Below are 20,985 nucleotides of genomic sequence, written 5' to 3'. Positions count from 1 at the left end.
ATAAAAGACGTTTTTATTTATTTTCTTCTTAATTTTTTCAGCGCATTAATTGCAGCATTAGTTTCGGCTTCTTTTTTAGATTTACCATAACCCTCGCCATATCTTTGAGATTCATGCAATACAATAGAACCGAATTCATTGTTAGGAAGCATTTCGGTAACATACTCAATTCTAGAATGACTAAATTGTTGTAATAATTCTTGCAACTCGCTTTTAGGATGCACATGGGTTTTGTTACATTGCAAATTAAATGATTCTCATAATGTTAGGTCAGTAATTTTCTTTACCCCCTCAATACCATAAACCAAATATATAGCACCTATAAATGCTTCATAAAGATTAGATTTTGTTTTGATATTAGTTCCATTAGAAAATGCAGAATTACCATATCTTAATCATTTAAATAATGAGTACTTTTCAACAATTTTAGCAAGGTTATTTTTATCTACTATACTACTTCTTAATTTACTTGCTAAACCTGCCTCATATTGCGGAAATTTATTGGCAATTCAACTTGTTACAACAAATTGTAATACACCATCTCCAATGAATTCGAGATATTCATTATGAGGTCTTGTCTTATGTTCATTCGTAAAAGATTTATGTGTAAATGCAGTTATTAAAATAAACAAATGTTCATCACTTAATTCTTTTGTTTTTACTCCCAATTGTTTTAAAAAGGGCAAGACATTATCTAGGATTTTTAAATCACTACCATTAAATTTCATTATTTTCAATATCCCCCAATTGCTTTGAAAGGTTCTTTATAAAATCTTCCTTTTCTAGCAAAAGCTTAATTTGGTTTAATGCGTTTTCAAATGCTAATTCATCAGAACCACCGTGAGCTTTAACAACAATTTTTTCTAAACCAATTATATATGCGCCGCCAATATTTCGGTAGTCAAATTTTTCTTTAAATTTTTTCAAATCATTTTTTAAAAAAAGACCCGCTATCTTTGTTTTTATATTTTTATAAATTATTTTCTTGAGAAGTTTCCCAAAATTAATAAATGAAGATTCAAGAGTTTTTAGAAATATATTTCCTTGTTGTCCTTCAGCTAAAATAATATCAACCTTTCCGGCAATAGCGTCGTTAGGCTCAATAAATCCATAAAAATTAATTTTCTTATTTTCCTTTAATAGCATGTAAGCGTTTTTGATATTTTGGCTACCCTTATATTCTTCAGTGCCAACATTTAACAATCCAATACTTGGGTTAAATTTTTTAAAAATTAATTCAAAATATTTACTAGCTACAATAGCTCAGTTGTTAATATATTGAGCTGGTGTATCAATATTTGCGCCGGCATCTAATAACAGGGAAAAATGGTCAGACATTGTAGGCAATATGGGCATAAAAGCAGGTCTAAAAACGTTTGGTAATCTTTTTGTTTTTAGGGTTGCTAATGAAATAAAAGAACCGCTATCACCGCTGCTCAAGATTGCATCAAAATCATTCTCATTTAAATAATTAAAAGCATCCAACATTGATGATGGCTTTTTTAAAACGTCTCTTATCGAAGAATTGATGGTTGCTAAATTGGGCGAATCAATAATTATAAAATCTTCTTTTTTTATTAAATAAGTATTGTTTTTAATTTCTTTTTCAATAAGTTTTTTATCGCCAACTAAGGCAATTTGATAATCCTTATTTTTACTCATAAAGGCTAATGCGCCTTGGATTGCTTCTTTATAGCCATTATCATTATTCATTACATCGAAAACTATTTTTTTCATTTCAATTCTCCTATTCCGCTGAAATTAAATAAGGATAAATACTTTGACCACCATTGTGTATTTCGATATCTACATCAAAATTTATTTCAATATAATTTTGTAATTCATCTATATCTGACTCAGTAACATCTTGGCCATAAAAAATGTTAACTAATTGCGTTTCGGGAGTAATTAATTCATGAAGCAATTTTATTGCTGCACCATTAAATGTTGGATCTGTATCTTTCAGTTTTCCTTCTTTTATAGCCATAAAATCACCGGCTTTAACCTTAATACCGTTGAGTTTAGTAGTTTTAATTGAAGGAGAAACCTCACCATAATGAATATTTAAAAGAGCATCATTCATTAGTTGTTGATTATCAGAAACACTATTTTCCTCACTATAGTTAAATAAAATGCTTAGTGTTTGGGCTTGCGATTTTGTTGGAATTACTATAATTTCTTTATCTTGCACGATAGTTGAGGCTTGTTGGGCTGAGAGGATAATATTTTTATTATTTGGAAGAATAAAAATAGTTTCAGCTCTTACGGCGTTAATAGCGGATACAATGTCATTTATTGATGGGTTGTTAGTTTGCCCGCCTTCAACAATATACGAGACACCATTTTCTTTCAAAAGATCAATAATGCCAGTTCCAGAATTGCATGAGATTACAGCGGTCTTTTTTATTGGACCGCAATCATGTTGATTATCGTCACAACATTGATCATTACTATTATTATCATTTTTATTTCTTTTACTATCATTAGCCTGTAAGGTCATATTTTCAATCTTAATTTTTATAAATTGTCCCAAGCTGTTGGCAATATTTAAAACATCACCAGGTCTAGTGACATGAATATGAACCTTTAAAAATGAATCATCCTGCACAAGAACCATTGAACTACCATGTTTCTCTAATTTCGAAATTAATAAATCCTTTTTGAATTTTTTCTTATTTTTTAATTCGACAATAAACTCGGTGCAATAACCAAACTCACCATCAAAAACTTCATTATCAGATATAAATTTATTTACCTCAGTTTGTTTTTCTAAAAGCGTAATAGGTTGACCTTGAAAGTATAAATGCATTCCCTCAAGAATAGCATACAAACCTTCACCTCCTGAATCAGTAACCTCAACTTCTTTTAAAACTGGTAATAGATCAGGTGTATGATCGCAACTTATTCTGGCAAGTTCCACGGCAACACGTGAAACGTCAGTAATATCACTATCAATAAGAATTTTTTCTTTTAACCCTTCTGATGTTTGTCTGATAACAGTTAATATTGTCCCCTCAACAGGTTTTAAAACAGCTTTGTAAGCGTATTTATAAGCTTCCTCAAACCCTTTTACCAAATCATAAGAATTTATCTCTTTTTTATCCTTGAAAGCAACTGCGAAACCTTTAAAAATTTGGCTTAAAATTACCCCAGAGTTACCTCTGGCGGAAAATAATAATGATTGACCTATTTGACTGGAAATATCAGAAATATTGCTAAATTCATCTGCCTTAATATTTTCAACTGCAATAATTGTTGATGTCATATTCGACCCTGTATCACCATCAGGCACAGGGAAAACATTCAATGCATTAATAAGATTTTGCTTGTTGCTTAAATTATAAGCACCAGACAAAATAGCGCCCAGCCATTGTTTTCCGTTAATTTTTTTCATTACTTATTCCTTTTATAAAAACACAAAGTTTTGATAATTTTATATTTTCGCTTTTTAGTTTGTAGGTTAAGATTTGGTATATTTCTTCCACTAGGTTTTTTGCATTTAAGTTTATCAAAATTATTAATCCAATAGTTACAGAAATTCCGTTTTTTTGTTTCGGCATCTTTTCCACAACTATTCCAGTATTAGCAAAATTAACCATATTTGTTTCATCCAAAGCCTTAAAATCAACTACACCAGCAATTGAACCAATTCAGTTCTTAATATCTGTTTCTAATTTTTCTAACATTGAAACCTCTAACATTAATTTTTGATGTAACTTCTTTTTATTGGAAACATATTAGTTAGTTTAGCTACTTCTTTTTTAATAACTGTTTTTAAGTTCTCATTATTTGGATCTCTTAACAACTTATCCATTAGGTTAGCTAAAATGATAAATTCATCTTCGCCAAAACCACGAGAAGTCATGGCGGCCGATCCTAATCTAATGCCGCTAGATACTAATGGTGTTTCTGTATCGTTCGGTATTGAATTCTTATTAACGGTGATATTGCATTCTTGTAATACTCTTGATGCTTCTTTGCCAGTTAAACCATATGTACTTTTAACATCAATCATAAAAAGATGATTTGCTGTTAAACCAGAAATAACTTTCGCCCCTTTATTCATAAAAGTTTGACAAAAAACTTTTGAATTAATCAATAACTGTTTTTGATAATCAATAAATTCAGGTTGAAGCGCTTCATAAAAAGAAACAGCCTTACCAGCAATTTGATGAAACAAGGCTCCCCCTTGGCAACCAGGAAAAACTGCCTTATCAATCTTTTTAGCCAATTCTTCATCATTTGTTAGAATAATTGCACCTCTTGTCCCTCTTAGTGTTTTATGAGTTGTTGTCATAATCACATCGGCATAACCTACTGGTGATGGATGTAATTTTGCTATCACTAACCCCGAGATATGCGATATGTCTGCAAATAAATATGCACCTACTTCATCTGCAATATCTCGAAATCTATCAAATTCTACAATTTGCGAATAGGCTGAGTATCCGCATATAATCATCTTAGGTTTAACCTTTTTAGCTATTTTTAAGACTTCATCAAAGTCTATTACTCCATTTTCGTCAACCGAATAAGTATATGATTCATAAAAAATTCCGCTAAAAGAGATTTTGTAACCATGAGTCAAATGACCTCCTGAATCAAGAGAAAGACCTAATACTCTATCGCCCGGTTTTAACAAGGCCATATAAACAGCGGCGTTAGCAACTGATCCTGAATATGGTTGAACATTTGCAAATTTAGTACCAAAGAGTTTTTTTGCCCTTTCCTGTGCTAATGTTTCAATTTGGTCAATAAATTCGCAACCTCCATAGTATCTTTTATTAGGGTATCCTTCACCATATTTATTTGTCAAACACGATCCAACAGCATTTAGTACTTGCTCAGAAACGTAATTTTCTGAGGCAATTAATTCAATATGGTCAGTTTGTCTCTTTGCTTCATTATTGATTATTTCTGCAACTTCTTTATCAATTAGCGAAATTTTTTTATACATATAATCTCCTTGGAAAGTAAATATTTTATTTTGGCTTAATTTAAAACTAATTTAGATATAAAATAAAAAACTAAACTTAATTTAGTCTAGTAATGTTCTTTTTGCTCTTTCTTCTTGTTCAAACTGTAATTTTTGTTTTTCTTTTTTCTTTTTTTCAATATGTTTAAACACAAGCAATATTGGTAACGATAAAAATGCAAGACCAACAGCTGGCATGACTCTGTAAGGCCACTCTTCAACGCCTGATGAAACTAAGAACGAAGCCATAGCAATTGCGAATGGAACTAAAAAAACAAATGAACTACTGCTATAAACCTTAAATTTAAAAACTATTAAAGAAACAACTGCAGTTTGAATAATAACAATACCAATAGCAATAGGCAAGAGCATAGACCATCTTTCCATTTTTTTTGTTATTTCAAATGCCCATCCATCTCGGCCGAGCAAAATAAATAAAATAAATGAAGGAATTGCTACTAGGAATAAACCAGTTAAAGCTATCTTTCAAGAGCTAGATAATGCTTTTCTTTGCTTTTGAACCTCAAGTGTTCTATAGTTATTAATGTTAATTTTTTTATTTTTTCATTTTTTATTATTGGACATATTGGTACCTCAATACTAATAAAGCTTTATTTTTATTAATTTTATCAAAATTAAAAAAATATTTAACTATAAGGCTTTTTACAATAAACTTACACTTCTTTTAAAAAGTTATTTTATATGTTTTAATGATTAATTTTTATTCTTATTTTTACTCTTAAAACTTTAACAAAAATTACTAACAAACTTGTATTGTAAAATGAATAATCGTGCTTAAAATAAAATGAAAACAATTTATTAATTCATTATAAGTTTATTATCAAAAATGGCTTTTATAACAACAACATTGAAAAAAATGTTTTTTGCTAAGCCTTTTTAAAAATAGTTATTATAATAATTAATATTATTATTTTTAAGTCTTCATTGAAAAACGGAAAGGAAAATAATGAAATTAATTCAAGTTGAATCACATGGTTTTAAATCCTTTGCTGATAAGGTTACATTAAAATTCGACGGCGGTGTTGTTGCAATTATTGGACCAAATGGCTCAGGTAAATCAAACATTAATGATGCTATCAGATGAGTTTTAGGTGAAACTAGTTCAAAAGTTTTACGTGGTGATAATATGGAGGACGTAATTTTTGCGGGCTCAAAAACAGAAAAGGAAATGAATCGCGCAGAAGTCATACTTACTTTTGATAATCGTGATCGTGCCGCTAATATTCCCCATGATTTTTTTACAATTTCTCGTGTCTTAAATAGAGGAAAAGGTGCCAATGAGTACTATATAAATGGCGAAGTAGCAAGACAAAAGGACATTAAAGAAATTGCTATGCAAAGTGGCATTTCAAAATCATCATTAGCAATTATAGGGCAAGGAACTATTTCTGATATCGCTGAGGCAACACCAGAAAGAAGAAGAGAAATTTTTGAGGAAGCATCTGGAACATCGATGTATCGCTCAAAAAAACAAGAAGCATTGCGCAAATTAGAAAGAACGCAAGAAGCCTTAGATCAAATAGCAATTGTTGTACAGGAATTAGAAAAACAAATAAAACCATTACAAAAACAGGCTGAGAAAGCAAAGAAATATAAAATAATGAGCGAACAACTTAAAGAAGTTGAAGTCTCATTGTTAGTTCACGATTTTATGGCTCATTCAGAAAAGTTAGATGAACTAAACGCTAATTCAATGATTTATAGTCAAAAAAAAGAGGATCTTGAAATAAAAATCAAACTTTACAATGATATAACAAAGCAAAAAAACGATCTTATGATCGAACTCGATGCTGCGATTATTAATCTAACTTCTCGCATTGATGAAATAAGTAGAGAAATTAATGATTTAGAAATAAGATCTGCTAGGGAATCAAAACAACGTGAAATGCTTATTAGTGGAAGTATTGAAGCAAACGTAGAGCAAAAAAGAGAAGCCCTAAAAGACGAATTAAGTAGCCTAAATACAAAAATTTCACTTTCTAAAAATTTTATTAAACAACAAAAAGAAAAAATCAACACCATTAATCAATCTATCTTAAATATTTCAGCTCAAAAAAATGACCTTAAAAGAGAACTGGATAACGACAAAGAAAAGCTACAAAAAATAAATTCAAAATTAGATTATATTCATGAAGTAAAGCAAAGCAAAAGCAATTTACAAAAAGGGACAAAAAATATTGTTGAAAACTCACATTTATTTAAAGGATATAAGGCTCTAGTTTCAGAAATTATAAGCGTTGATGCTAAATTTGGCCTTGCTATTGAAACAATTCTAGCAGGAGCCTTACAACATATAGTTGTTGATAATTCTGAAACAGCTGTTAAGGCTATTGAATTCCTAAAAGAAAATAATGGTGGTAGAGCAACTTTCATTCCATTAGCGTCCATAAATCCTAAATACGTTTCAGAACACCATATTGTTGTAGCCCAAACTCAAAAAGGATTTTTAGGTATTGCATCAGAGTTGGTTTATACTGAACGTGAGTTTGATATTTTAAGAAAATTTTTATTAGGTAATATCTTGATTGCAGATAATATTGAAAATGCTAATAGATTATCACAGCTACTTGAAAAACGCTATATGGTTGTCACTCTCGAAGGAGACATAATTAGAGTTGGTGGTGTTTTAAGTGGAGGGCAAAAAAGCGACAACATATCAGCATTTGGCCTTGATGAGCAAATAAAAAAGATTGAATCACTGAAACCAGAACTGTTAAAAATAATTTCTGAACGACAAACAAAATTAAATGATCTAGAACAAGAAATTCAAAAATTACTTAGTTTATTCTCAAACTTAAGCCTTAATCTATCAAAACAAGAACTTATACAAAACGATGATTTGGCAAAATTTGATGAATTAAGAATTCAATATGAAAATATATCAAAAGAAAAAATAAAAGAGTTAGAGACTGTTAACATTGCATATGAAATTCAAAAACTAGTACTTGAAAGAAGCCATCTTTTAACAAACAAAACTTCTCAAAATGAATTATTACAAGTTGCTAAAAAAGAGTTTGCAGAAGCAAACGCAAAACAAAGCGCGGCTAATAATGATTTAAATAAACTCATTAGTGAAAATGCTATCCAAATAGCAGAAAAAGCAAAATCAGAAGCAGCTATTAATTATGCAAAACAAAGACTTTCAGAACAATATAATATGCTTTTTGAGACAGCAAAAGAGTTTTATATAGCAGATTTAGATTTCGAAATAGCAAGAAAAATTGTTTCTGATTTAAAAAATGATATAAAAGATCTTGGCCATGTAAGTTTAGACTCAATCGAACAACTCAAAGAAACAGAGGATAGATACGATGAAGTCAAAAAGCAAGAAAAAGATATTGTTGAAGCAAAAACAACAATTGAAGAAGTTATTAGCGAAATGGATAAGATAATAATTGAAAGAATAACCAACACCGTTGATCTTGCGAATAAGGAAATAAAGTTTGTTTTCTCAAAAATGTTCGGTGGTGGAATGGCAGAAATTAGATACACAGATCCAGAGAATCTTCTAGATAGTGGAATTGATGTTGTGGCACAGCCACCTGGCAAATCTATCAAAAATTTAAAACTTTTTTCTGGCGGTGAGAAAGCACTTATTGCAATTTCTCTATTGTTCTCGCTATTAAAAGCAAAGCCATTGCCATTATGTATATTAGATGAAGTAGAAGCTGCACTTGATGAAGCAAATGTAATCCGTTTTGCAGAATTCTTACAAAATCTTAAAGAAAAAACACAATTTATCGTTATCACCCATCGTCAAGGCACAATGGAAAGGGTGGATAAACTTTATGGTGCAACAATGCAAAAAAGAGGTGTTACAACTTTCTTTAGCGTAAACTTAGCTGAAGCATCAAGATTAATTGAAAAGAATTAAATTAAAGCAATTAAAAAGATGCAATATAGATTTGTTATGTACAAAAATAGCAAGATAAAAAAGTAGACATTCCTCCTATGAGGTGTCTACTTTTTTTAGGCACTATAAATAATTAAAATAAATTTAGATTTGTGTAATTTCTATTCTCAAATCTCTTACTCAAAAAGTAAGCAAGAGATAAATTTACACAAAATTTACTACACTACCGGTTTGCTTTAAGTGCTGGCGTTGATTCTTTAAAATGAAGGTGATCTGAATTTTTTCTTCAACGGAATGTATATTTAATCAAAAATTCATCTGTTTCTTTATTATCAAAAACCAATCTAGTCAAAAGATATATTTTCTCAGATTTTTCCTCTTTTTTATAATGATGTGTCTGTGCTTTATATTCTAAAACGTAATTTTGATTTTTGTCTCATCTTGTTTCTTTTTCACCTGCGTTAAAAATGTTTGTAAAAATTTTATCCATATATTGTGCATAAAATGCATTTTCTGTTTTCTTTTTAGTTTCAGGATTTTTTAACATTGCAATAACTTCGGCTTGAGTATGCAAGGCAGGGTCTAATTTTTCTTTATCTATTTTTATTAAATTTGAACCTCTATTTAATTCTGCGATAAGCGTTCACAATTGTGTTAGTGCAATATTGTAATTGTGCATTTTATGAATTTTTGGGTTTCTTAATAAAGTGTAATATTCATCATTTTTATTTTTTAATCAAGTTTTATAGGTAATTTTTTCACTTAATTCTCGAATTGCATCTTTACGATATTGAATTAATTTATTAAAATCTCCGTGGGTAATTTTTTTGCGCTTTATTTCTTCTTGGGTAATAAATTTATTTTGGTTAAATAATACAAACTTATCTCCAAATTCTTTTAAATCTACAAACCCACCCAACAAAGGTTGTAGCATATTGAAATATCTATCAACGTCTGCTTTGTCTTGCAATAGTTGTTTAATAGTTCTCATTGCAGGATCAGCTGCTTTGTAATATTCACTTATGCTGTTTTTAAAAGTTTCAACACTAAGATTGTTAGAAGTAAATAATGTTTCATCATAAACAAAAGATCTTGTTATACCATTTCATTTATTTTTAATATGTTCTTCAAAGGTATTTAAAATTTCTTCTTGTTGTTCTTTTTCAAATAAAGATAATGTTATACTGTTATTATTACCATTTAAAGAGGCTTGTGTGTTATTTTTTAAATCGGAAACAATGATTTTGGATAATTGTTTTAAATATTCTTGTTGTTTTTGCTTTTGTTTTTTACCATCGATAATGATGTCTTTATTAAAAATAATCTTATCAGTATTTAATGGATTTTTATTTTCTTCTTCTAATAAAAAAGAAAATCTAATTCCTTTTCCCTCTTTTGAGGGGTCGTATTTTTGATATAGATATTGATTATAATAATTATTAACTATCTTTTGAATTTGTTCATTTGAAGGCTCATTATAATCAAAAATAATATCTGGAGCAATGTTTTTGAAAGCATTCTCGTCTAACTTTATAGATGGTTTATGAGGTTTTTTATCATCTGTTGAAGGATTCGTTTGTTTTTGTGAATTTTGTTTTCCTATTTGTCTATTAAAATCCTCTTCTGTAATCGATTTATCGATAGAAGGTTTATTCAATTCTTCTTTATCAAAACCTAACAGTTCAATTGATGAAGGTGTTTGGGGTGTCTTTTTTGGTTTTTGAGAATCTTGCGGATTAACTGGATTTGATGGGTTATTTGGTTTATTTGGTTCTTTTTTTGTAGCACAAGATATTGTCATAATAGGAACTAATAATGCAGATGAAGTTCCTAAAAGAAAAAGTTTAGATTTTTTTGTCATCTTATTACTCCTTAATATAAAAAATATTTATTGTAATATTATATATATATATATATATGTTGCATTTTTATGCAATTTTGATACGTAAGACATAACAAATAAAAACAATTCATTTTTTAAAAAGATTTTAAAGTCAATAATCAATTATTAAAAATATATTCTTATCTATATTTTTGTAACAAAAACCAATATTTATTGAAGCTATTTCTATGATTTACTTTGCGTTAATATTTTTTTAAAAATTAATAAAAATAAAAAAGACTTGAATTCAATAAAACTTTCAAGTCTTTTGTTTCATCAGGTTTTTTAATTTTCTTATTAATTTTTAAATTTAATAAGAAGTAACTACTTTTTTAAGGGTATATTTTTAAGGGTAATGGTGGTATAATTAAATATATATTTTTTACATTATAGAGGTATATATGTACGGTCTTGTTTTTTATCTAAAAAAAGAATTATTAATTAGAGAATATGGAGTCGGCGAGGAAAATTATAAACAAGCATATGAAGAAATAAGGGATATTTTAAGACACTATGGTTTTCACTGATTGTCAAACAGCTTTTATTTCTCGCGTTCAATAAATAATTTATTACAAATTACAAAAGCCTTACAACATATAAAAACTATTCCTTGATTTAAAAAATCACTAGTTTCGCTTCATGTTTTTAAAATGGAAGACTTATCAAACTTTACTGAATATATAATTGATGAAAAGTAAGTTTTTGACTTACTTTTTTAAATTTAAATTTTATTAAGATTTCTTTTCTAGTAAAACTAGAGTTTCAATATGTTGAGTTTGTGGAAACATATCGTAAGGCTGTACCTCTATTAATTCATATCCGAAACTTGTTATATTCTGTAGATCACGAACTAATGTTTTAGGCTCACAACTTAAATATATTATTTTCTTAATATCAGAATCCTTAATTGATTTAATAGTTTCTGAATCTAAACCTTCTCGAGGCGGATCAAAAATCACTAGATCAATTTTTTCTTTATTTAAAATAAGCCACTTATTTGCATCATCATTTATTACTTCGATATTAGAAATTTTATTTTCCTTAATATTTTCCATAGCCATTAATGATGATTTTTTGTTTATCTCAACCGAATAAACCTTATGACATTTATGCGCAATAAAGCAAGCGATTGTGCCAACTCCACCAAAAGCATCCAAAACATTCAATTCATTACTAGGTATTCAATCACTTATCTTTTTATATATATTATTCATAACCGTTTCGTTTATTTGATAAAAAGTATCATTAACAACATTAAACACTAATTTTCCAAGTTCATATTTTATGCCATTATGATTTAGCAAATTAATCCACTTATTAGAAGTTGTATTAAAGAAAGTTACTTTATAGCTTAGATTGTCCTTTAATAAGGCTTCAAATAATTTTATATTTTCAGGACTTAAATCTTCCTTAATATGAAGAATTATTTCAATACAACAAAATGAGCTTTTTGGCGATCTTAAAGTAATTTTAAATGGTTTAACCTGAAATATAAGATTTTTAAAATCTTTTTCAAAATCTGTTTTTGGACTAATTAGCACTTTTTTATAAAATTCCCTAATTGCAACAACCGCAAGTTCCATTTCTGTTTGCTCAACTAGATCATGGCTATATTTTTTAAAAAAACCTATTTTTGGACCTTTTTCATCATATTTTATTTGCAACGAAATTTTATTGCGGTAAAACCATTGGCAATTTGATTCAAGTATAGGTAAAACTTTTGTGTAATTTAAATTTCTTTCAAATAAATTCTTAATAATATATTGCTTAAATTTTAACTGGTTTTCATAATTAATCCCAGCTAGTGGAGTAGAACCTGTTTCATACAATAAAACTCTTGAAGGTTCCATTTTTTCTCTCAATAATGAACAAGTTCTATATTTTTTTACTTTTGCAAAACAACATTTTTTAGAGCAATATGTTATTTCGATATCGACTTCTTCATCAGGCAGTAAATTATAAACAAATATAGGAATTTTAAAATCTCTTATTATCCCTAAACCTTCATATGAAAGACCTAAATAAAAGGGTTTTGATTCATTTTTAACCCATTTTAATATTTGTCCTTCTTTTAGTTCGACTTTTCTACTATAACCCATTTTTCACCTTTTTTTACTTTCCTAAACAAAATTTATTAAACATATTATCCAATAGAGATTCGTTATCATGCTCTTTGTTTAAAATTTCTCTAAGTAGTGACCATGCTTTATTAATATCAAGTATTACAATCTCAGGGCCGAAACCTTTATTCATACTTAAAATCGCATTATTTAATTCAATATAGCACTGCTTTAACAAACCTAATCTTCTAGTATTATAAATTAATTCCTTGTCATTATAATCAAGATTTAAATAGTTTTTTACCAAACTATTCTTTAACTCTCAAATATTTTTATTTTTTGCTGATGTTAATATATAATCAGATGAAACTTTATCATTTAATAAATCACTTTTATTCAATACTGGAATATATATTTTTCCTTTTGACATTTCTTTTATTAATTCATCTTCTTTGTTTTCTTTTTGACCTGGGTTAAATAAATGGACAATAATTTTTGCTTCTTTAATTGCATTTAATGAACGATCTATTCCGATTGATTCTATTTTATCTTGAGTTTTTCTAATTCCTGCAGTATCTATTATTTTAAAAGGAATTCCATTTATTTCATAATCGCCTTCAATAATATCTCTTGTTGTTCCTTCGATATCTGTAACAATTGCTTTTTCTTTATTTAATAATAAATTTAAAATTGAAGATTTTCCGGTATTAGGTCTTCCGACGATAGCCACTTTTATTCCATTATATACATCAGTTGCAAATTCTGATTTTTTTATTATTATTTCAATATATTGTTTTAAATTTGTTATTAACTTTAAAAGTTTTGTTTTATCCATTTGCTCAATATCATTATATTCTGAGTAGTCAATGTTTATTTCTATAATTGAAATAATATTAATTAGTTGCTCTTCTAATTTATTAATTAATTCATTATCTTTATCTTCAAATTGATTAATAGCAATTTCTGCTTGTATATTAGTTTTTGCATGTATAAGAGAATTTATAGCTTCTGCTTTTTCAAGACTAATTTTGCCATTTATGAATGCTCGTCTTGTAAACTCACCGCGAGTTGCTAATCTTGCTCCATTTGAGATTATTAAATTTAAAATTTTATTCGTAACAATTATTCCACCATGAGCATTTATTTCGATTGTATCTTCTCCTACATAATTTTTATTACCGATAAAAAAACTAACTAATACTTCATCTATTTTTTTGTTAGTCATTGGATCTATTATAAATCCATAAGTTATTGTTTTATCTTTCCCGATTTTTCCTGTATAAATTTTTTTAATTATACTTATTGCCTCAGGTCCTGATATTCTTATAATTGATATCGCTTGATTAATATTGCCAGAAGAAATAGCTGCTATAGTATCATTGTAATAATTAATATTCATAGAATTTTAATTATATTAAAATTATTAGAAAATAATTTAAAATAAAAAAGAAAAATATATGTTTATTCTTTTGTTTAATTAATAATAAAGATAATAAATGTCGATAAGTCGAAAAAAATAAAAAAACCTTAATTTTAAAAGAAAAAAAGTTTTTTTAGTGTCAATTGTTTTGTTTTTTATTTGCTATTTAATAACATTTCTATTCTTTGTTACTTTATTGCTAAAAACAGAATTATTTTTTTAAAAAGCATTTTGTTAATTAATGCTATACTAATATAAGCAATGTGGAAAAAATGTAAATATTTTTTGTATGTTTTTTTGATAATAAGTATTATGCTATTTATCTTAAGTTTTTCGATTATGTTGCCAATAATTATTAAACCTTTTTACTATTATCATTTATCTAATCTGGATTACAAAAATATCAAATTTAATAATGGTGAACTAAATTATGATCAACTTAAATTAGCATATAACGAACTTTTTGATTATTTAGTTTTATTTAAGAAATTTGGAACTGGGAAATTAGATTATTCATCTTTAGGGATGGCGCATTTCGCAGATGTGAAAAGACTGATTTTAATAGATTTTATTATTTTGGGTTTTTCTTTATTTACAATTCTTTTAGTTTTTTTAATATCAAAATTTACAAAAATAAGAATAAAAATTATTAAATCTTGTTTTATTGCTTCGACAATTTTACTAGGGGTGCTGATTATTGTTATAGGGTTGGTAATTAGTAATTATGATGTTGCTTTCCGTAAGTTTCATGAATTATTTTTTGCTGGTAAAACAAATTGAATATTTGAACCTTCAAAAGATGAAATTATTAAAATTTTACCTTCTACTTTTTTTAAGAACAGTGCTATTTTTATAGCATCAGTAATTATTTTTTGAATTTCTCTTTTTATTTTTTTACAATTAATTTTATTTTTAAAACGAAAGAGAAAACAATCTGTTTTGTTACATTAAAAAAACCTCCTTCTTTTTTAAAATACAAGAAGGGGGGGTTAATTATCAAATTTTTACTCTTTTTTTCGGGCTTAGGAACATTTGGTCAGACTCTGATATTTTAAAAGTCTTATAAAAATCGTCAGAGTTTTGTACCTGAATGTTTGTTCTCAATATAGCAGGAGCATGAACATCAGAAGCTAATAGTAATTTTTGAAGTTCAGGTCTTTGTTTAGATCTTCAGGTGATAGCATAGTTTATGTAAAAATGTTTTGGGTTGTAATCTTTTTCGCTTTTTGCTGCTTCAAGGGCACATGATAACCCACCTGCATCTGCGATGTTTTCGGATACTGTTAGTTTTCCGTCACATTTACCAACTTCTGTTTTTTTATTATCAAATAATTTAACCATTTTTTCAGCTCTTTTGTTAAATTCTTTTTTATCATCTTCGGTTCACCAATTTACCATATTACCCACTTCATCAAAGTTAGCCCCATTATTATCAAAGGCATGTGATATTTCATGAGCTATAACTGCCCCTATACCACCGTAGTTTGAAGAAGAGGATTGTTTTGAACTATAAAATGGAGATTGTAAAATGCCTGCTGGGAAAACTATTTTATTACTTGAAGGGTTATAATAAGCATTAATTATAGCCGGAGACATTGACCAAAGATTAATATCTTTCTTTTTACCATATTCAGCAAATTTTGCTTTTTGAACAGCCATTGTGAAATTAAGGGCATTTGTTATTAGATCATCATAGCCATTATACTTTTGAACAATAAATTCCTTATAAAAATCTTCAATAATTTCTGGGTATCCTACATAAACGCCGATTTTAGAAAGTTTTAATATAGCTTTGTCTTTTGTTTGTTTTGATAGTCAGGTGTTTTCTTTTAGGCGGTCCTCGTATATTTTGACCATTTTATGAATCATTTGCTCGACATTCTTTTTGTTTTGAGGACCAAAATATGTTTCACCGTAATATTTACCAAAAGGCATAGAAAAAACGTTATCAACAACAAATTTTACGGCTATTTTTTTCTTGCTAAAAGGTTTTCTTTGACCACTTAAAGCTCTTGAAAATTCCCCGGAAATTACTAAGCTTTCATAATCTAATAAGCGAGATAATTCAATTAATGATGAAATGTATAGAAAAGCTTTATAAAGTTCAAAATTTTCTTTTGTTAATAATTTCGAATAATTGTCAACTAAATCTTTCGAAACGCAAATAACTTCACTAATGCTATCATTGATTAATGAATTCAAAATATTAGATAAATTTATTTCTTTTATTTTTTTATTGAAATCATCAACTTTTCTAGGGTGATAAATGTTAGTTATAATTGCTCATTCTTGTGCTGAAAGAATATATTTTGATGCCTCGTTATCTCATAGGAGAGCTTTGTTAACTAAATCATTTGCTCATTTTTCATCATTATTTACTTTTAACAGCATTTTTTTAACCATATTAACTCAAATTCTATAAAATGAGTTCTTTTTTTCTTCATCATTATAATAACTTTTTTCTGGAAGGATAACAGAAGGGGTCGAAACAAAAAGGGTTTGTTTTTCGTGGTTTTTAAAATCTGTGTGTATAAAAAAAGGAATAGGAACTTCAAAATTTCTTAAGCATAAGCTAGTGTAGTTATTTTCAATATCATTTCATGATTGATATGACTCTATTTCTTTTAGTATTGGAATAATAGGCTTTATTGAGTGTTTTTTTCTATCGTTTCAATTATTAACTAAATTATAAAATTTAACCATTTCTAGAAGAATTTTATTTTCAGTTATTTCAGATGAGTCGATTGATCATTTTGTTATAAGTTTAGTTTTTAATCTTGTTAAACTTTCATCTAATCTTTCAAACGTGCCGACTGAGGTTTTGTTATCAGCAATTTTATGCTTATTTAATCATTCTCCATTAATTGCCTCAAAAAAATTTTCTTTAATCTTAGCTTTATTCATAATTTACCTTTCAAATTTAATGTTATTTTTTTCTTTCGCTTGAGTAAAACATTTTAATTTTTTTGTTAAATAAAACTTTTTTATAGTTTTTGAAATCTAAATTCTCAAAAACAATTGAGATTTTTAAATGCTCTGCCTTTTTGAGTATAAGACCAATATATAACATTGTTTCTGGGTTATTAAGCATTTTGGTAAGCGACTTATCAAATCATATAATTCCCACTCATTTACCAATTAGTGAAATAATATCATTATTGATTTCGGTTAATTTTATTCCTATAGCCGCCTTTGGATAGTTTTCTTTAATTTGTTCTATTTTTTTCTTAACTCTTAACATACTTTTTTTTGAATTAATTGAAACTAATTGGACAAAGGAACGATCAATTTTAATAGAATTTTCAATACTTTTATTATCAATATAATTAAAAATAAAATCTTGTATATTTAAAACTTTTCCATGAATATCTTGTGATTTGATGTTTTCATATATTTGCATAAAAAAATTTTTATAAATGTCTAAGGAAGCTATGATATTCTCATCTTTTATATTTAAAATTTCAAATTTTCTTTTAATTAATAATAAATTGAGTTTAGTATTTTCATCGCCAAAATTATTTATAGACACAGTTTTAAAATCAATATTATTACTTTGTTTTATTTCATCAAGTGTATATTCATATTTTTCTTTAAAAATTTTAAAATCTTTGTTATCTTCTATGTTATTCGGAATTCAATAATCAACCATAGGTGTAAGTGTTTTGACAAAGTCAAAGACCGTTTCATAATACAATTGATTTTTGTTGGTTAAAAGCTCATTGTTAAATGAAAAAAAGGTAGAGTAAAGATTTTTGTAAAGAGTAGCAGTGTTTGCAAAGATTTTAGTTGCATAGTAAGAATGGCCGCTTTGAAATCTATCAGAGGGAAAGACGAAAAAAATCTTATTTCAATCAAGAAAAACCTTGACGCCTTTTATTTGATTATAAACGCAACTATCTTGGAAAAGTTTTATAAAGTTATTAATACTATTAATATTTTTTATATTTAAAATAAAACCACATGCTATATATTTGCTGCTTGGCGAAAAAAGGTAAGAAATGTTGGTGTTTAAAGCTTCGAAAACTTCATTTTTAATAGTATCGTTTCTGTTTCAATTAACTGTCATAAAAGCTTTTTGATCATTTATAAAATTTATTTCAAAACTAACCTTTGTTTTGAATGTTGAATGTTTGTTATGTGTTGTTTCAAAACTAATAATCGTATTCTCTTTATTTTTTAAAGCACTTAAAAAAAGAAGTTTATATTTTTTTTCTAAAATCTCACATAAGTCATCTAATTTCCTTCATTTATTATTTAGAAGGTTTAATTTTTTTATAAATGTGGGTTCATTTGAAATGTTAGGAATACCATTCAGATGTTTAATTCTATTTTGTTTCAAATCAATTTCTAAACAGAGGAAACCACTTTCGTTTTTAATATTGTTTTGTGTTCTTATTAAAAATAAAATAAATCAAAAAGAAAAAATGAATATTATGGAAGAGAATGCAATAATTCAGATTAGCAAATTAAATTAACTCCTTAGTCATTAAGGTCACCATCTCATTTTTTAATTGAGTGATGCGATTTTTCAAATTGTTTTGTGGTTTTTTGTTGTGGAAAGGTTACAGTAATTATTGAGTCAACCATATCAATAATTTCACCGCGTCCATAGATTTTATGCATTATATAATCTCCGACAACTAAATGGCTATTGTTTTGGTGATTTTCTTCAGCAATAGAAAAATCATTTGCAAGTGTTACAGAACCATTTTGTTCTTTTATACCTGCCTCTGATAAAAACCTGCTACGTTTAGTAAAACCAGATCTATTAATTGCAAATGAAAGGAAAAGCTTTTTCTTAGCTCTTGTAATTGCAACGTATGCAAGCCGTCTTTCTTCTTCAAGACCTTCAATATTTTCTTCATGTGTATTTGAATTAGTTAAAAATGTAAAATCTTTACTTGGTGAAATAGAAATTGCTCTTTTTAGAGGGAATAAACCTTCAGCAAGCCCACAAATAAAAACATAATCAAATTCTAATCCCTTAGCATTGTGCACTGTCATCAATGAAACAAAACTTGTTGCATCGTTTTCGACGTCTCTATCTGTTATTAGTGTAATTTCTTGTAGATATTCATCTATAGTACCGTGGGAATTGTTTTTTTCCCATAACTCAATAGCATTTATTAAACTTTGAAAATTTTCTTGTTTTGATTCATAATCTTCTTCGGAAATTTTAAATGTATCAAAATAGTTTATTTTTTTATACATAAACTCTTTGAGCGTGCTGCTTATTGAATTAGTTTTTAAGGCTGCTCTTGCTCACCGAATATCATTAATTAGTGAAGCTAATTTTTGAAGTGTAGTTGTTGAAATACTTAAAGTTTCTTGCAGTTCATCAATATGCGCTTCAATTGCATTGAATAATGTTGTACCTTTATTTCTTGCAAATTCAATTAACTTATCAACGGTTACCTCTCCAATTTTTCTTGAAGGTTTATTTATGATACGTAGAAGCATAATTTCACTACCATCATGAATAACTCTTAAGTATGCTAAAGCATCTTTAATTTCTTCACGTTGATAAAATTTGATTGAGCCAAAAAGCTTGTATATTGTACTTTCTCTAATCAAAGCTTCTTCAATTGCTCTTGAGTAGCTATTGGTTCTAAATAAAATAGCAATATTTTTTAATTGCACTCTCGAACGTTTTAATTCTGAAATTTTTCGTGCTATTCACCGGGCTTCAGCTTCTTCGCTATGACCACAGTAAAATTCAACATCTTCTCCTTCTTCATTTTCTGTGTATAAGTTTTTTTCTAGTCTTAATTTATTTTTAATGATTAATTTATTTGCGTGATAAAGAATTTTTTTAGTTGATCGATAATTTTCTTCAAGTTTAATTGTGATAGCATCTGGATAATCCTTGTGAAAATTAATAATTATATTGATATCAGCATTTCTTCAACTATAGATTGTTTGGTCGGGATCTCCTACAATTGTTAATTTATTTGTTGAACAAAGTTTTTGTAGTATTTTGTATTGAATAATGCTTGTGTCTTGAAATTCATCAATTAATAAATAGTCATATCGTTTAGCCCATTTGTTGGCTATATGCTCATATTTTGGATCATAAAAAAGTTTGTAAACAAAAACTAGTAAGTCATCAAAATCAAGCGCTTTTGATCGTTGCAATCTTTCTTGATAATGCTTGTAAATCAATTCCTTTGTTTCGATAGCTTTTCTTTCTTGTAGAGATAAAGATGTATCAATATTTTCGTTTTCAATATTTAAAAATTCAAATAATGAATTCTTTTTGTTTTGAATGAATGAAATGATTGAACTATAACTGAATTCATTATTAGATATTTCCAATTCATTATAGACTGATTTAAGGATTGCTTTTTGGTCTATTTCGTCAATAATTTGGAAATCGTTCTCATAACCTAGCAAATGAATTTCATATCTTAATATTTTTGCACAAATAGCATGGAAAGTACTTATGACAGGAAGTTGTTCAGGATTATTAACCATTGTGATAACGCGCTGTTTCATTTCATTTGCTGCTTTGTTTGAAAAAGTTAGAGCTAAAACGCGTGAAGGTTTTATTCCCAATTCATCAATTAAATAAGATATTTTATATGTTAAAACTCTTGTTTTTCCTGAACCAGCACCAGCAATTATACGAAGTGGTCCGTCATTGTATTCTACTGCTTCTCGTTGTTGTTTATTTAGTTTTTCTAGTTCTATCATCTTCACCCCTTATAATTAAATATACTTTATAATTATAACCTAATTAAACCTATTAATATTTAGTAATAAAAAATAGCCTTA

Annotated in this window: 15 protein-coding genes; 3 read left to right on the top strand and 12 right to left on the bottom strand. The window is 27.5% G+C overall.

The window, feature by feature from the left end:
• Positions 1-17 precede the first annotated feature (17 nt).
• The 6 genes from rnc to ACSH4Z_RS02955 all read right to left on the bottom strand — a co-directional run bounded on the left by rnc (position 18) and on the right by ACSH4Z_RS02955 (position 5,560).
• Positions 18-728, bottom strand: coding sequence for a ribonuclease III (gene rnc, locus ACSH4Z_RS02980; RefSeq protein WP_438340505.1), 711 nt, complete (start codon positions 726-728; stop codon positions 18-20).
• A complete protein-coding gene (gene plsX, locus ACSH4Z_RS02975) occupies positions 718-1,737 on the bottom strand; it encodes a phosphate acyltransferase PlsX (RefSeq protein WP_438340504.1) in 1,020 nt (339 codons plus the stop codon). Before plsX ends, rnc begins: the two co-directional genes overlap by 11 nt.
• Positions 1,738-1,747: 10 nt before the next feature.
• On the bottom strand, positions 1,748-3,394 hold the full coding sequence (locus tag ACSH4Z_RS02970) for a DAK2 domain-containing protein (protein ID WP_438340503.1): 1,647 nt from the start codon (positions 3,392-3,394) through the stop codon (positions 1,748-1,750).
• Entirely contained in the window at positions 3,381-3,686 is a 306-nt protein-coding gene (locus tag ACSH4Z_RS02965) for a hypothetical protein (protein WP_438340502.1), read from the bottom strand. Before ACSH4Z_RS02965 ends, ACSH4Z_RS02970 begins: the two co-directional genes overlap by 14 nt.
• Positions 3,687-3,700: 14 nt before the next feature.
• On the bottom strand, positions 3,701-4,957 hold the full coding sequence (glyA, locus tag ACSH4Z_RS02960) for a serine hydroxymethyltransferase (RefSeq protein ID WP_438340501.1): 1,257 nt from the start codon (positions 4,955-4,957) through the stop codon (positions 3,701-3,703).
• An 81-nt stretch (positions 4,958-5,038) separates the two neighbouring features.
• Positions 5,039-5,560: a hypothetical protein gene (locus tag ACSH4Z_RS02955; RefSeq protein WP_438340500.1), complete on the bottom strand. Its 522-nt coding sequence runs from the start codon at positions 5,558-5,560 to the stop codon at positions 5,039-5,041.
• A 382-nt stretch (positions 5,561-5,942) separates the two neighbouring features.
• Between ACSH4Z_RS02955 and ACSH4Z_RS02950 the strand changes: the two genes are divergently transcribed.
• Entirely contained in the window at positions 5,943-8,870 is a 2,928-nt protein-coding gene (locus ACSH4Z_RS02950) for an AAA family ATPase (protein WP_438340499.1), read from the top strand.
• Positions 8,871-9,072: 202 nt separating this feature from the next.
• Here the strand turns inward: ACSH4Z_RS02950 and ACSH4Z_RS02945 are convergent, their stop codons facing one another.
• Entirely contained in the window at positions 9,073-10,710 is a 1,638-nt protein-coding gene (locus ACSH4Z_RS02945) for a hypothetical protein (RefSeq protein WP_438340498.1), read from the bottom strand.
• Positions 10,711-11,132: 422 nt separating this feature from the next.
• Here ACSH4Z_RS02945 and ACSH4Z_RS02940 point away from each other — a divergent pair, with 422 nt between their 5' ends.
• Positions 11,133-11,429, top strand: a complete 297-nt coding sequence (locus ACSH4Z_RS02940; protein ID WP_438340497.1) for a hypothetical protein — start codon at positions 11,133-11,135, stop codon at positions 11,427-11,429.
• Between the two features lie 33 nt (positions 11,430-11,462).
• Here ACSH4Z_RS02940 and rlmD read toward each other — a convergent pair whose 3' ends face one another.
• Positions 11,463-12,830 carry a 23S rRNA (uracil(1939)-C(5))-methyltransferase RlmD gene (gene rlmD / locus ACSH4Z_RS02935; protein ID WP_438340496.1) on the bottom strand — a complete coding sequence of 456 codons (1,368 nt, stop codon included), beginning with the start codon at positions 12,828-12,830 and terminating at the stop codon, positions 11,463-11,465.
• 13 nt (positions 12,831-12,843) lie between these two features.
• Complete coding sequence (mnmE, locus tag ACSH4Z_RS02930) at positions 12,844-14,190, bottom strand: tRNA uridine-5-carboxymethylaminomethyl(34) synthesis GTPase MnmE (RefSeq protein WP_438340495.1); 1,347 nt, start codon at positions 14,188-14,190, stop codon at positions 12,844-12,846.
• A 282-nt stretch (positions 14,191-14,472) separates the two neighbouring features.
• Here mnmE and ACSH4Z_RS02925 point away from each other — a divergent pair, with 282 nt between their 5' ends.
• Entirely contained in the window at positions 14,473-15,162 is a 690-nt protein-coding gene (locus tag ACSH4Z_RS02925) for a TIGR01906 family membrane protein (RefSeq protein ID WP_438340494.1), read from the top strand.
• A gap of 42 nt (positions 15,163-15,204) precedes the next feature.
• Here the strand turns inward: ACSH4Z_RS02925 and ACSH4Z_RS02920 are convergent, their stop codons facing one another.
• The 3 genes from ACSH4Z_RS02920 to ACSH4Z_RS02910 are packed head-to-tail and all read right to left on the bottom strand — an operon-like array spanning position 15,205 to position 20,904.
• Positions 15,205-17,115 (bottom strand): M13 family metallopeptidase, encoded by a 1,911-nt coding sequence (locus ACSH4Z_RS02920; RefSeq protein ID WP_438340493.1) that lies wholly within the window; start codon positions 17,113-17,115, stop codon positions 15,205-15,207.
• A gap of 22 nt (positions 17,116-17,137) precedes the next feature.
• Positions 17,138-18,676, bottom strand: coding sequence for an MHO_4530 family protein (locus ACSH4Z_RS02915; protein ID WP_438340492.1), 1,539 nt, complete (start codon positions 18,674-18,676; stop codon positions 17,138-17,140).
• Positions 18,677-18,690: 14 nt separating this feature from the next.
• Complete coding sequence (locus ACSH4Z_RS02910; protein WP_438340491.1) at positions 18,691-20,904, bottom strand: ATP-dependent helicase; 2,214 nt, start codon at positions 20,902-20,904, stop codon at positions 18,691-18,693.
• Between the last annotated feature and the right edge of the window lie 81 nt (positions 20,905-20,985).

This window comes from Mycoplasma sp. 125, assembly GCF_051549845.1.
In the GTDB taxonomy this organism is placed as follows: domain Bacteria; phylum Bacillota_I; class Bacilli_A; order Mycoplasmatales; family Metamycoplasmataceae; genus Metamycoplasma.
Note: the sequence above shows the minus strand (reverse complement) of the source record. Positions and strands in the feature narration are given on the sequence as shown.